The 14,303-nt window shown below is 64.0% G+C and carries 10 protein-coding genes; 5 read left to right on the forward strand and 5 right to left on the reverse strand.

The features are described 5' to 3' along the window. Window positions 1-2: 2 nt before the first annotated feature. Entirely contained in the window at window positions 3-566 is a 564-nt protein-coding gene (locus ACFJIU_RS27955; RefSeq protein ID WP_379065472.1) for a peroxidase-related enzyme, read from the reverse strand. A gap of 140 nt (window positions 567-706) precedes the next feature. Here ACFJIU_RS27955 and ACFJIU_RS27960 point away from each other — a divergent pair, with 140 nt between their 5' ends. After that, a complete protein-coding gene (locus ACFJIU_RS27960; protein WP_379065474.1) occupies window positions 707-5,500 on the forward strand; it encodes an NAD-glutamate dehydrogenase in 4,794 nt (1,597 codons plus the stop codon). A gap of 56 nt (window positions 5,501-5,556) precedes the next feature. On the opposite strand, the gene ACFJIU_RS27965 is transcribed toward ACFJIU_RS27960, so the two are convergent. Next, window positions 5,557-6,426, reverse strand: a complete 870-nt coding sequence (locus ACFJIU_RS27965; protein ID WP_379065476.1) for a LysR family transcriptional regulator — start codon at window positions 6,424-6,426, stop codon at window positions 5,557-5,559. Window positions 6,427-6,527: 101 nt separating this feature from the next. On the opposite strand from ACFJIU_RS27965, the gene ACFJIU_RS27970 reads away from it, so the two are divergent. From ACFJIU_RS27970 to ACFJIU_RS27980, 3 genes are all read left to right on the forward strand, one after another. Further along, window positions 6,528-7,124 (forward strand): LysE family translocator, encoded by a 597-nt coding sequence (locus ACFJIU_RS27970; protein WP_379065478.1) that lies wholly within the window; start codon window positions 6,528-6,530, stop codon window positions 7,122-7,124. Then, window positions 7,124-8,032, forward strand: a complete 909-nt coding sequence (locus tag ACFJIU_RS27975; RefSeq protein WP_379065480.1) for an NAD(P)-dependent oxidoreductase — start codon at window positions 7,124-7,126, stop codon at window positions 8,030-8,032. The genes ACFJIU_RS27970 and ACFJIU_RS27975 overlap by 1 nt, the downstream gene beginning before the upstream one ends. A gap of 186 nt (window positions 8,033-8,218) precedes the next feature. Further along, entirely contained in the window at window positions 8,219-9,595 is a 1,377-nt protein-coding gene (locus ACFJIU_RS27980; protein WP_379065482.1) for an MFS transporter, read from the forward strand. Window positions 9,596-9,716: 121 nt separating this feature from the next. On the opposite strand, the gene purH is transcribed toward ACFJIU_RS27980, so the two are convergent. Together purH and ACFJIU_RS27990 are read right to left on the reverse strand one after the other, a co-directional pair. Next, window positions 9,717-11,333, reverse strand: a complete 1,617-nt coding sequence (gene purH, locus ACFJIU_RS27985; RefSeq protein ID WP_379065484.1) for a bifunctional phosphoribosylaminoimidazolecarboxamide formyltransferase/IMP cyclohydrolase — start codon at window positions 11,331-11,333, stop codon at window positions 9,717-9,719. 103 nt (window positions 11,334-11,436) lie between these two features. Beyond that, window positions 11,437-11,766 (reverse strand): GIY-YIG nuclease family protein, encoded by a 330-nt coding sequence (locus ACFJIU_RS27990; RefSeq protein ID WP_379065486.1) that lies wholly within the window; start codon window positions 11,764-11,766, stop codon window positions 11,437-11,439. A gap of 117 nt (window positions 11,767-11,883) precedes the next feature. Here ACFJIU_RS27990 and ACFJIU_RS27995 point away from each other — a divergent pair, with 117 nt between their 5' ends. After that, complete coding sequence (locus ACFJIU_RS27995; protein WP_379065488.1) at window positions 11,884-12,510, forward strand: DUF2239 family protein; 627 nt, start codon at window positions 11,884-11,886, stop codon at window positions 12,508-12,510. Between the two features lie 18 nt (window positions 12,511-12,528). Here ACFJIU_RS27995 and ACFJIU_RS28000 read toward each other — a convergent pair whose 3' ends face one another. Then, entirely contained in the window at window positions 12,529-14,253 is a 1,725-nt protein-coding gene (locus ACFJIU_RS28000) for a heparinase II/III family protein (protein WP_379065490.1), read from the reverse strand. Window positions 14,254-14,303 lie beyond the last annotated feature (50 nt).

Here is a 14,303-nt window from a genome sequence, read left to right on the forward strand (position 1 = left end):
GATCAGCGCGCCATTGCGTGGTATTCGGCGTTGGGCCGCATGTCGATGGCGGCGGCGACGCGGTTCGACATGTTGAAGAAGGCTGCTGTCGAGGCGATGTCCCAGATGTCGCGATCGTCGAACCCGACCTGGCGCAGGGCCTCGCGATCGGCCTCAACGATCTTTGCCGGCTGCTCGGTCAGCTTGACCGCGAATTCCAGCATGGCGCGCTGCTTTTCGGTGAGGTCGGCGGCGCGGAAGTTCATCACCATCATCTCGCCGAATGCCGGATCGCCGGACAATTGGCGCACCGCTGCCCCGTGCGCGGTCAGGCAGTAGTAGCAATGGTTGATGGAAGAAACGACGACCGCGATCATCTCGCGTTCGAGCTTGGATAATCCGGAATCACCGAGCATCAGGTCGTTGTAGGTGTCGGTGAAGGCGCGCAGTTTCTTTTCGTCGAAAGCGTAGGCCCTGAGCACGTTGGGCACGAGGCCGAGCTTTTCCTCACACTTTGCGAAATAGGCCCTGGTGGCGTCGCTCAGTTCCCCCTGGGGCAAGTCCAGTGCGGTGATTTTCTCGCTCATCGTGGTGTCCTTTCGCCGGCATCTGCAAATTTTCTATGCAGCCAGCATTTTTCTTAGGCAGCCGTCAAACCTTTGTCGCCAAAAGGCGATCATCTGCTACGATAGTCGCAATACAGCCTAAGGCAGAGGTAAATCGCATCATGGCCAGCCTGAAGTCCGCAACCAAACCAAAGAAACCTGTGGTGAAGGGAGGCGGAAAAGAAGGTCAAAGGCCAGGACGGCTGGCGGACCATCTGCTGGCGAGAGCACCATCCGAAGACGTTGCCGTCTATGACCCGGCCGATCTCGCCCGCGCTGCCGAACTGGCCGAGAATGCGGTTTCCCGCCATAAGAAGGGCGAAAGCATCGTCGCCATCGAGACGGCATCCGGCGTGTCGCGCCAGGGGCGGCCGGTCACGGTGATCACCGTCGTCAACGACAACATGCCTTTCCTGTTCGATTCGATCCTCGGCGAGATCACCGAAGCTGCGGGCGAGCCGACACTGGTCACCCATCCTGTCATCGCGGTCAGGCATTCGAAGGCCGGTGTGGCCGAGATCGTCGGAGACGGTGGCCTCGCCAAGGAAGACGCAGGCCTCGACAAGGTCAGCGTGGTGCATGTCCATATCGGCCGGCTTTCGGAAGAAGCGGCCGCGGCGCTTGGCGCGCGGCTCACCAAGACGCTGGCGCAGGTACGCGCAGCCGTCGTCGACTGGAAGCCGATGCTGGCGCGTCTCGACCAGGCGATTTCGGAATTCCGCTACGCGCCGGTGCCGCTGGACAAGAAACATGTCGCCGAGGCCATCGCTTTCCTTGAATGGCTGCGCGACGACAACTTCACCTTCCTCGGCATGCGCGAGTTCAAATATTCGGGCGGTGAGAAGAGCGGCAGCCTTGAGCGCGCCGACAAGCCGGGGCTGGGCATTCTCTCCGATCCAGACGTGCTGGTGCTGCGGCGCGGCACCGAGGCAGTCACCACGACACCCGAGATCCGCGCCTTCCTGCACGGCCCGGAACCGCTGATCGTCACCAAGGCCAATGCCAAGTCGGTCGTACACCGGCGCATCTATCTCGACTACATCGGCATCAAGACCTACGACAAGAACGGCAAGCTGGCAGGCGAGCTGCGCATCGTCGGCCTGTTCACTTCGACCGCCTACACGCGCTCTGTGATGAAGATCCCCTATCTGCGCTCCAAGGCCGAGACGGTGATCGCCAAGTCCGGCTTCAATCCGGACGACCATTCCGGCAAGGCGCTGATCAATGTTCTGGAGAGCTATCCGCGCGACGAGCTGTTCCAGGTGCCGATACCCACCCTGCGTAAACATGCCGAGGCCATTCTCGGCCTGATCGAACGCCCACGCGTGCGTGCGCTGGTGCGCGCAGACCAGTTCGACCGCTTTGTCTCCATCCTCGTTTTCGTGCCGCGCGACCGCTACGACAGCGTCGTGCGTGAAAAGATGGGTGCGTATCTCAAGACAGTTTTCGATGGTCGTTTGTCGGCTTATTATCCGGCTTTCCCGGAGGGCGGCCTCGCCCGCGTGCATTTCATCATCGGCCGCTCCGGCGGCAAGACGCCCAAGGTCGAGCAGGAAACGATCGAGGCGGCGATCCGCGATATCGTCCGCACCTGGGAAGATGCGCTGGCGGAGGCCGCCGAGGCCGGCGGCCACGATGCGGCGCTGAAGGCGATCGCCGCGCGTTTCCCGGAAAGCTATCGTGATTCCTTCTCGTCGGCGGTGGCGCTGGTCGATGCCGAACGCATCGCGAGGATTTCGGCCGAGAGCCCGATCGACATCGATTATTATCGTGACGCCGGCCAGAAGCCCGAGCAAGCTTCGCTGAAGATCTATCACCACGGCAGTCCGGTGGCGCTGTCCCGGCGCGTGCCGTTGCTGGAAAACACCGGATTCCGGGTGATCAGCGAGCGTACCTTCGAGATCGACAAGGAGGACGGCAACCGAGTCTTCATCCACGACATGGAGCTGGAGAACGCGTACGGCCAGCCGATCGATCTCGCCGACGAGGGCGCGCTGTTCGAGGATGTGTTCCTGGCAGTGTGGCGCGGCGACGTCGACAATGACGGCTACAACAGCCTTGCCCAGACAGCCGGGCTGAAAGCAACCGAGATCCTGGTGCTGCGTGCCTATGGCCGCTATCTGCAGCAGGCCGGCATTCCGCAGAGCCAGGACTTCATCGCGGCGACGCTGAACCGCTATCCGGATATCGCCCGGGGCCTCCATGCGCTCTTCGTCGCGCGGCATGGCGCGGACGCGGCGGGCGAAGGCGTGACCACGGCCAAGCACCTCAAGGCGAAGATCAAGGATGCGCTGGAGGATGTGCCCAGCATCGACGACGACACCATCATCCGTCGCTACCTCAACCTGATCGAGGCGACGCTGCGGACCAACCATTTCGTGGATGGCAAGAAGGAGCGCGGCCAGTCGCTGGCGATCAAGCTCGATTCGCGCGCCGTCGACGGATTGCCGGAACCCAGGCCATGGCGCGAGATTTTCGTGTACGGCTCCGAGGTGGAAGGCGTGCACCTGCGCTTCGGCGCGGTGGCGCGCGGCGGTCTGCGCTGGTCGGACCGCGCCCAGGACTATCGCACCGAGGTGCTGGGCCTCGTGAAGGCGCAGCAGGTCAAGAATGCGGTGATCGTACCGGTCGGCGCCAAGGGGGGCTTCTATCCGAAGCGCCTGCCGCCGGCCAGTCAGCGCGACCTGTGGTTCGAGGCAGGCCGTCAGGCTTACATCAATTTCGTTTCCAGCCTGCTGTCGATCACCGACAACATCGGCATCGACCATGTCGTGCCGCCGGCCGGTGTGGTGCGCCATGATGCCGACGATCCGTATTTCGTCGTCGCGGCCGACAAGGGCACGGCAACCTTCTCAGACACTGCCAATGCGATTTCGGAAAAGCACGGCTTCTGGCTGGATGACGCTTTCGCTTCGGGCGGCTCTGCAGGCTACGACCACAAGAAGATGGGCATCACCGCCAAGGGTGCCTGGGAAGCGGTGAAGCGGCATTTCCGTGAAATGAACCGCGACATCCAGACCTCGCCCTTCACGGTGGTCGGCGTCGGCGACATGTCGGGCGACGTGTTCGGCAACGGCATGCTTCTGTCGGAACAGACCAAGCTGATCGCGGCCTTCGACCATCGCGACATCTTCATCGATCCCGAGCCGGACGTGGTGGCCTCCTTTGCCGAGCGCAAACGCATGTTCGACCTGCCGCGTTCGAGCTGGCAGGACTACGACAAGACGAAACTGTCCAGGAACGGCGTCATCGTCTCGCGCAACCAGAAGTCGATCACGCTGCCTGCGGAAGCCGCGGCAGCGATCGGCCTTGCCAAGACGACAGCGACGCCGGCCGAGATCATGACCGCCATCCTGAAGGCTCCGGTCGATCTTCTGTGGTTCGGCGGCATCGGCACCTATGTGAAGGCGGTTTCGGAGACCAACCAGGATGTCGGCGACCGCGCCAACGATCCGATCCGTGTCAACGCCGTGGACCTGCGCGCCAAGGTGATCGGGGAGGGCGCCAATCTCGGCGTCACCCAGCGGGGCCGCATCGAATTCGGACTGGCCGGCGGGCGCAACAATTCGGACGCCATCGACAATTCCGGCGGCGTCAACTGTTCCGACGTCGAGGTAAACATCAAGATCGCGCTGGCATCGGCCATGCGGAAGGGCTCGCTGGCGCGGCCTGCACGCAACAAGCTGCTGGCAGAGATGACCGATGAGGTCGGCAATCTGGTGCTCTCCAACAACTACGAGCAGACACTGGCACTGTCGCTCGCCCGCAAGCGCGGGCTGGCCGACATCGCGCATCAGGGCCGCTTCATGGCTGCGCTCGAAGCGCGTGGCCTGCTTGATCGCGCCGTCGAGACGCTGCCGTCGCCGGCTGCCCTTGCCGAGCGCGAAGCGAGAGGTGAACCGTTGACCCGGGCGGAACTCGGCGTCCTGCTCGCCTATGCCAAGATCGTGCTGTTCTCGGACATCGTCGCCTCGGATGTGCCGGACGACGGACATTTCAACACCGACCTGACCGGGTACTTTCCGGAACGGATGGTCAAGAAGTTCAATGAGGAGATCCATGGTCACCGGCTGCGGCGCGAGATCATCGCCCGTGTTGTCGCCAATGACCTGGTCAACCGCGGCGGACCATCCTTCACCAACCGGCTGATGGAAGCGACCGGACGCAGCGCGGCCGATGTGGTGCGCACCTTCGCGGTGATCCGCGACGGCTTCGGCCTGCCGGCGCTCTACAACGAGATCAACGCGCTCGACAACAAGATAGACGGTCAGGTGCAGATCGATCTCTATCAGATCGTAAGCCGGCTTATCTTTGTGACCGCCGGCTGGTATCTGAAGAACGATGCCGGCACCGCACCGCTCGGTCAGCGCATTGCCGAACTGCAGGAGGCCCGCAAGGCGCTTGAGCCGAAGCTGGTATCGCTGCTATCGGATTTCTCGCGAGAGCGGCTGGAGGAGAAGCGGCACGGCCTGTTCAAGGTCGGCACGCCCGACAGACTGGCGGAACGGCTGGCTCTGGCCGACGTCGCCGAGCTGATCCCGGATATCGCCCTGACATCGCGCCTTGCCGGTTCGGATATCGTCGCGGCGGCGAAAGCCTTCTTTGCCGTGAGCGAAGCCTTCCGCATTCCGCGCATCGAGGAAGCCGCGCGATCGGTGACACCGCCCGACTACTACGATCAGTTGGCGCTGTCGCGCGCCACCGACACAATCGGTGCCGCACGGCGCGGCATCGCGGTGGCGGCACTCACGCAGCACGGCAAGGCAGCCGATCCGGTCGCGGCCTGGCTGGAGGCTGGCGGTGAGCGCATCGCCCGCGTGCGCGAACGGCTGCAGGCCCTGACGGAAGGCGGTGACATCACAGTGTCGCGTCTGTCGGTCGCCTCCGGCCTGATGAGCGACCTGATCGGGGCTTGATGCCCCGATTCCGATCCCTAGTCCGACCCGATCCGCAGCCTGGAAGCTTCGAGCCTCTAGGCTGCCAGCCGGGTTCTCGACAGGCCCTCGCGAATGTGGCGGGCAAGTTCGAGCGTCGCGGGGGCCGCATCGCGCGTCGGCAGATGCAGGTTGATCGCGAAAGACGGCAGTGGCGGCAGGCCGGCCTCCGCCGGCAGGATGTCGAGATGTGACGGCACGGTAAAAGCAAGCCATGCCGTTACCGCGAGATCCGTCGTCACCGTGGCGGTGGTGGCATCGATGCTGCCATTCTCGAACACCGTACGCCATTCGCGATCCTGACTGTGCAAGGCTGCCAGGACCGCGGGCCTGAAAGCACAGGTTTCGGCGACCATCGAAACCGGCAGCGGTGTCTTCAGATGCGCGACACCGCCCTTGGCGCCGACCCAGACCAGACGGTCGACGGCGAGGCACTCGCCTTCGGAGGCGCCGAGTGGCGTCTCGACCAAAGCCAGATCGATCTCACCCCTGGCCAGTGCTTGCGTGAGATCGGGCGATGATGCGCAGAACAACGAAATCTCGACCTGCGGAAAGGCGTCCGCGAAACCCTTCAGAACAGGCGCGATGAGCGGACCGGCGAGATCGAAGGGCACACCGAGCCGGACGGGCCCTTCGACACGGCGTGTCGTCATGTCTGCCCAGATTTCATCGTTGAGGCCCAGCAGCGGTCGCGCCTTGCCTTGCAGGCGCTCTCCAGCGCTTGTGAGCCGCAGCCCACGTCGCTCACGCGAAAACAACTCATGGCCAAAGGCCTGTTCCAGCCGGGCTATCTGCTGGCTGACGGCACTTTGCGTGAGGTGCAGGGCATTGCCCGCAGCGGTCATGTTGCCGCGCTCGGCAACGGCGAGGAAGGTTCGGATCAGGGCAAGGTCGAGGTTGCGGGTCATAGCGCCATTATGATTGCTAATGCTGGCTATAATCAACATGCGTTTCTCTAATGATGTATCCGGCGCTAGCTAGGACGCCGCCGTATCCTCCGGAGAAACGCATGTCGCTCGAAGCCGTCCTGCCGTTGTTCATCTTTGCGCTCGTCTCATCCATCACGCCGGGCGGAGCAACCACCATGTCCGCTGCTTCGGGCGCGAATTTCGGCTTCCGTCGGTCAATCCCGTTGATGGCCGGCATCGCCGCAGGGCTTGCCAGCATGGCGGCCGCTGCGGCACTCGGCTTGGCCGGCGTCCTGATTGCGATGCCTTCGCTGCAGATCGTCCTGAAAGCGGGAGGTTCGGCCTATCTGTTGTGGCTCGCCTGGAAGGTTGGACGGGCGGGGCCGCCAAGTCTCGACACTGCGCTGGCGCGGCCAACCGGTTTTGCCAACGGAGTTTGGCTGCTGTGGCTCAACCCCAAAGCCTGGGCGATGACTTTGGGCGCAGCCGCGTCTTTCGCCACGCTGGCCAGCGGTCCAGCCCGGCTCGGCATCGTGCTGGCAGTCGCCTTTGGCCTGGCGGCCGCCATCTCGGTGTCGGTCTGGTGTACCTTCGGCGCGCTGATGGCGCGGCTTATCCGCACCGATGCGCAATGGCGGGGGCTCAACATAGCGCTCGCCGTCCTGCTCGCCCTTTCGATCGTACAGGTGTGGTTCTGATGACGATGGCTGTTCGAGCAGACAAGGAGATTGGTTTCATCGGCCTCGGCGTGATGGGACAGCCGATGGCGTTGAACATGGCACGGGCGGGAACACCGCTTTTGGTCTGGAACCGATCGCCGGGTCTTTGCGAACCGTTGCGCGAAGCGGGTGCAAAAGTGGCTGCAAGTCCCGGCGAGGTTTTTGCCGGAACGGAGATCGTCATACTGATGCTCGCCACGGAGCAGGCGATCGATGCCATGCTGGCGCGGGGCACGGCGGATTTCGCCACCTATGTCTCGGGGCATATCATCGTGCATATGGGAACAACCTCTCCGGGTTATTCGCGCGACTTGCAGGCCGACATCCGCGCAGCCGGCGGCCACTATGTCGAGGCGCCGGTTTCGGGTTCGCGCAAGCCTGCAGAAGCGGGACAGCTCGTGGCGATGCTGGCTGGCGAACCGGAAGCAGTGGAGGTGGTGCGGCCTCTGCTCTCGGCGATGTGCCGAGATACGGTTGTTTGCGGCGCGGTGCCGAATGCTCTCTTGATGAAGCTCGCAGTCAACATCTTCCTGATCACCATGGTGACGGGCCTGGCCGAGTCCGTGCATTTCGCCGAGCGCTACAATTTGAATCTCACCCAACTTGCTGCCGTGCTTGATGCTGGCCCCATGGCCAGCGATGTCTCGCGCATCAAGCTGGCGAAGCTGGTTGCCGGGGACTTTTCCGTGCAGGCGGCGATTACCGATGTCTTCAAGAACAACCGCTTGATCGCCGAGGCAGCGCGCGATGCAAAAGTCGCCTCGCCTTTGCTCGATGTCTGTCACGTGCTCTACGGTGAGACCGAAGCGATGGGGCTTGGTCAATCCGACATGGCCGCTGTCCTGCGCGCCATTGAAGCGCGCACGGCAAAGTCGCGCGATGCATGACCGGTAGCCGGATCGGGCAGTCCGGCGTCAGTGGCGCGGAATTTGAACATCAAAAGATCGTGTTTGCGGCCCAGGCCGCAAACCTCGCGCAAGGTCACGGCGGCCAACTCCCCGCGGGTCTTTGCAGAACCGCGAAAAACGTGCAGACATGGGCCACCGCGAACGGGACAAAGCGGTGGAGGACAGATGAGCGACGTGACCATGCAGCGCGCTTCCGGGCGCGGCATCTGGGGCTGGATGTTCTTCGACTGGGCGGCGCAGCCCTTCTTCACGGTGGTCACAACCTTCATCTTCGGCCCCTATTTCGTCTCGCGCCTGTCGGCGGATCCTGCGATGGGCCAGGCGGTCTGGGGTTATGGGCTGGCTGCGGCGGGACTGGTGATCGCGGTGCTCTCGCCGATCCTCGGTTCGATCGCCGACCAGACAGGGCCACGCAAGCCATGGATCGCCTTCTTCGCCACGATCAAGATCGTCAGCCTCATGCTGCTGTGGTTCGCTGCACCGGGATCGAACCTTTTCCTGATCGTGCTGTTCTTCTCGCTGGCCTCGGTGGCGGCGGAATTCTCGACGGTCTTCAACGATTCGATGATGCCGCGCCTGGTGCCCAAGGCGGAGATCGGCAAGATCTCCAACATCGCCTGGGGGCTCGGCTATCTCGGCGGCATGGTGGCGCTGATCTTCGTCGTGGCATTGATGGCGGGCTCGCCGGAGACCGGCAAGACGATCGTCGGCCTCGACCCGATCTTCGGTCTCGACCCCAAGCTCGGCGAGGATGCCCGCGCCACCGGGCCGCTCTCTGCGCTGTGGTACTTCGTCTTCATCCTGCCGATGTTCTTTTTCACGCCGGATGCAGTCAAAGGCATTCCGGTCGGGCCGGCGGTCAGGCAGGGTCTGGCGGAGCTGAAGTCGACGCTCGCGGAAGTGCGCAAGCGTGTCGGCATCTTCCGTTTCCTCGTCGCGCGCATGATCTACCAGGACGGCGTCAACGCACTGCTTTCGCTCGGCGGTGCCTTCGCCGCGGCGATGTTCGGCTGGTCGATCACCGAGATCGGCGTGTTCGGCATCATCCTCAATGTCGTCGCCATTCTCGGCTGCTGGGTTGCGGCGCGGCTGGATACCGGGCTCGGGTCGAAGGTCGTGGTGATGATCTCGCTGGTGCTGCTGACCATCGCCACCGTCGGCATCATCTCGACCGGGCCGGGCTATACGCTGTTCGGCTGGCTGCAGCTTCCCGGCGTCGACAGCGGCGGTCTGTTCGGCACGCCGGCCGAGAAGGCCTATATCGTCTACGGACTGCTGATCGGCGTGGCGTTCGGGCCGGTGCAGGCGTCGTCGCGCTCCTACATGGCGCGCAGTGTCACGGCAGAGGAGTCCGGCCGCTACTTCGGCATCTATGCGCTGGCGGGCCGGGCGACCAGTTTTCTGGCGCCATTCCTGATCGCCACCGTCACGGCGACGACCGGTTCGCCTCGCCTCGGCATGGCGATGATCATCCTGTTCCTGCTCGCTGGCATGATAATCCTCGCCGGCACGCCCTATCCGGCCGACAAGACGGAAGATTGAGGGCGGGCCTTTTGGCGAAAACTGCGGGCGAAGGCTGAGCGAAACCCTGCGAGATTTGGCGTCGCCCATCATCCGTCACTTCGTGACACCTTCTCCCCGCGAACGGGGGGAGAAGGAAAGGTCAATGGCGGAAATGCCTGATCCCGGTGAAGACCATGGCGATGCCGTGGTCGTCGGCTGCCTTGATGACGTCGTCGTCGCGCATCGAGCCGCCGGGCTGGATGACTGCCGTGGCGCCCGCTTCGACGGCGGCAAGCAACCCGTCAGCAAAGGGGAAGAAGGCGTCGGAAGCGACGACCGAACCCTTGGTCAGCGGCTCAGCGTGGCCGGCGGCTTCCGCAGCATCCAGCGCCTTGCGCGCCGCAATGCGCGAGGAGTCGACACGGCTCATCTGGCCGGCGCCGATGCCGACCGTGGCATGGTCCCTGGCATAGACGATGGCATTGGACTTCACATGTTTGGCGATGCGGAAGGCAAATTTCAGGTCCGCCATTTCAGCTTCGCTCGGCGGGCGCCTGGTGACGACCTTGAGGTCGAGATCGTCGACCACGGCATTGTCGCGGTTCTGCACCAGGAGTCCGCCGGCCACTGATTTCACGATCGTGCCGGCCTGGCGCGGATTGGGAAGCCCGTCGGTGACCAGCAGGCGCAGGTTCTTCTTGGCGGCGACGATCGCTGCGGCCTCTTCGGACACGTCGGGCGCAATGATCACCTCGGTGAAGGTCTTGACGATTTCCTCGGCAGCCTCGGCATCCAGCAGCCGGTTCAGCGCGACGATGCCGCCGAAGGCCGAGACCGGGTCGCAGGACAGAGCCTTGAGATACGCTTCCCTGAGCGTGGCGCCTTCAGCAACGCCGCAAGGGTTGGCATGCTTGATGATCGCGACCGCGGCGCTGCGGGCCGGGTCGAATTCACCGGCCAGCTCGAAAGCGGCGTCGGTGTCGTTGATGTTGTTGTAGGACAGTTGCTTGCCCTGCAGCTGGCGTGCCGTTGCAACGCCGGGACGCCTGTCGCCATTCACGTAGAAGCCGGCCGACTGGTGCGGGTTTTCGCCGTACCGCATGACGCTTTCCAGCCGTCCGCCGAAGGCGCGCCATGTCGGCTGCTCGATCTTCAGTTCTTCGGCGAACCAGCCGGAAATCGCCGCATCATAGGCGGCCGTGCGGGCAAAGGCCTTTGCTGCAAGCTGCTTGCGGAAATCCAGCGGAAGCGCGCCGCCATTGGCGGCAAGCGCTTCAAGCACCGCGCTATAGTCCTCGGGTTCGGTGACGATGGCGACATAGGCGTGGTTCTTGGCCGAGGCGCGTACCATGGCCGGACCGCCGATGTCGATGTTCTCCACGATGGCGGCGTAGCCGGCGCCGGAGGCGCGTACCTGTTCGAACGGGTAAAGATTGACCACGACCAGATCGATCGGCTGGATGCCGTGGTCGCGCATGGCGGCGGCATGTTCCGGATCGTCGCGCACGCCGAGCAAGGCGCCATGCACCGAAGGATGCAGCGTCTTGACACGGCCGTCCATGATCTCGGGGAAGCCGGTCAGTTCAGACACGTCGCGCACGGCGATGCCGGCAGCAGCGATCGACTTGGCGGTGCCGCCGGTCGACACCAGTTCGACGCCAGCCTTGGCGAGTGCCGCCGCGAAATCGATGAGGCCAGTCTTGTCGGACACGGAAAGCAGCGCGCGACGAACGGGAACGAGATCCGGCGCGGGAATGTTCTTGGCGGCAACGGCCATGGCTGGCGGCCTTTCTGCGGGCTGAAGAAGATGGCCCGCGCCGTAGCACACGGAGGCTCAAAATCAAGCAGGGTCAGCGCCGGAAAGCGTGCCGGGCACAAACTCAGGCGGGGAGCGCGTCCATCTTGTCACGCCAGAAGGACAGGCGTTCCTTCAGCGCAGCGCCTTCGGGTTGGGAATCGTCCTCGAAACGCTCGAGCACCTCGATGGCGATGGCGTCCTGGCCATGTCGGTCATATGCCGCTTGCAGCTGGGCTGCGCGATGGCTGCCCAGCCGAAGCGTGAACCACAACCGGTTCGGCATTGCGTCGAGATCCGGCGAATGCCCGACCCAGCGCTGATCCGTTTCGGCGCAGAACAGCCCATAAATCCCCGCCGGGACATCACGTTTCTTATAGGCCGCTACGGCGGCCTTCCTGTCGAGACTGCTCATGATGGAAACCTTTCGGCCGCCATGTAGCGGCAGCGTTCGGCAATGTCAATTATACCCGGGTAATATTTGACATTGCCGGAGAACACGGTATGAAGGCCGAACCAGGGAGAATTCTTGATGCCTTTGTCTCTGACCGCCGCCAGCACCGCGTTCGAGGGCGATCGCCGCCTCGCCGGCGGCTCGCTGGCCGAAGTGGCGCTCGCCGTGAAAGCGCGAGAAAGCGCCGCGGACGCGCCCTTATTGGTCTTCGACGACGCTACGGGTGCTGTCATCGATCTCGACCTGCGTGGTTCGGAAGCGGAGATCATTTCGCGGCTCGCCGGGCGTTTTCCATCGATTCCCTCCGCCAAGGCCGCTGCTGAGGACCAACCGATAGCGGAAGGGCCGGATACCGCAGCGCGCGGTCGGGGCCGGCCAAAGCTTGGGGTGATCGCACGCGAGGTCACGTTGTTGCCGCGGCAATGGGAGTGGCTGGCGGCGCAGCCTGGCGGTGCCTCGCAGACGTTGCGCCGGCTGGTCGATACGGCACGCCGTGCGGATGGCGATGGGAGCGTCCGGCGTAACCGACGAGAGGCCGCCTATCGTTTCCTTTCGGCCATGGCTGGAAACCTGCCCGGCTTCGAGGAGGCGTCCCGAGCCTTGTTTGCCGAGGATCCCGAGGCGTTCACGCGCGAAATGGCGAACTGGCCGACGGACATCAGGGCGCACGCCCGGAGGCTTGCAGGTTACGTGCCGGACACCTGAAATCGGAGCGCGCCAAGGTCAAGGCCTTGGGGCAAAACCCGCGGTGCCGGTGCGCACGAACTGCCAATGCACTTCCGCCAAGGTCGATGCCTGGAAATGCAGCACGATCTGCCGGCTGCGGCGCGGTCCGACGATACCGGCGAAGAAAATCGATTCCTCGACCTCGGGCTGTACCTGCGGCGAGGTGAACACCCAGATGTCGCCGCCTTCGGCGGCAAGCACGAGCCGGTCGTGCTCGTCACGGAACAGACTGGCGTCGGGGTGGATGTGAAAGCGCACGGCGACGGTGTCGCGACCATAATTGCGGATCGCACCGTTTCCGGCTTGCAGGAAACGGTCGCGGCCGGTCAGAACATTGCCATTCGTCGACAGCACCACTTCGCGTTCATGCAGGATGCCGAAGCGTTGCGCATAACCATCATGCCGGGCGATGAAGCCCTGACGCCCGCTGTCGTCAAGCCGTTCGCTCGAGACCTTGCGCGGACCTCCGAGCAAGGGCGAACCCGGCAGGCCGCCGAGCCGCATCGACAGAGCGAAACGCGCGGATGACGTATCGTTGAGCGTCGCAGTGGAATGCGCGGCAGTGGCGCGCGCCAACGGGCGGAATTCGGCGGCGCCATAGGTGTCCACGCCGGCATTGACGATGTAGTGCTGGCGGCCCGACGACAGCTCGAACGACAGACAGCCGGCATGGGCGGAATTGGAAACATCGATAGGCGGCGGCGCGCCTGTGTCGGCAATCACCGTCACGTCGCCCATGGCCAGCCGCTCGTAGCCGGAATAGGGCGCATGCAGCAACGGCGCGCCGGCGGTGTCGTCATGGCGCAGGATCGCGGCGATTCGGTCCTGAATCGTGGCGCCCATGCCGTTGAATCGGGCGAGGCTGCCGTCATGGTGGCGAAAGAAACGCAGCGCCGGCAGCATTCGGTCGATGGCATTGATCAACGCCGCCGGTGGTGTCTCGGCCTGATTGGCATAGGTCTGGCGCAGCGGCAGGAGGTCGGCCAGGATCTCCAGTACAGTCAGCGGATTGCGCGAGACATGACCGCCGTCGGGAAGGATCTGTCGGTCGAGCTCCTCGCCGAGATTGCGGGTGGCCGAGCGCAGTGCCGAGGCCGGCGCGGGCAGCGACAATGCCGCAAAGGCGAGAGCGACGCGGGCGCGCAGCCTGTCCTTGCCATCGGGCATTTCGCGCGCCAGCGAACGCAGGTAGCGGATCTGCACCGCAAGCGTTTTCAGGAAGGCGCGGTAGAATGGAAACTCCGCGCCCTGCAGGACGATGGAGGAATGCTGCTGCCAGGCGATGATGCGCTTGGCGGTGGTGGCCGGTTCCCAGGCCGGGCCCGCGATGCGATTGCCGTGCTGGGCGATCCAGTCGGAGACCAGCGCACGGGCGTTGGCGGCAGCAAGGTCGGTTCCGGCGGCGCGCATGTGGCGAAGCCAGCGGAACCCATGCAGTGAGCGCACCCAGCCATCATGGGCGACGTCAAGCTGGAACGGCGACAGGCCACCGGTCTCGACCAGATGGCCGGAGAGCGGAAAACGGCCATAGTAGATTTCATGCGCGATCTGCGGATCGGCCAGCCTGAGATCGGGCGGCGCAATCAGCACACGTTCGGGGGTGCGACCGGAATAGCGCCAGCGATAGACAGGCCCGGCGCGCAGGCGCCGGCGCGTCTTGCGCCAAAATTCCTTTGCGACGAGCGTCCACAGACGCGTCGTATCATCGGCAGCGAGTGCCAAAAACCACCTCGATTTGTCCCGTCCGCCCGCGTGAATTATAGGATTCAACT

This window comes from Mesorhizobium sp. UC74_2 (assembly GCF_042701485.1).
GTDB lineage: Bacteria > Pseudomonadota > Alphaproteobacteria > Rhizobiales > Rhizobiaceae > Mesorhizobium.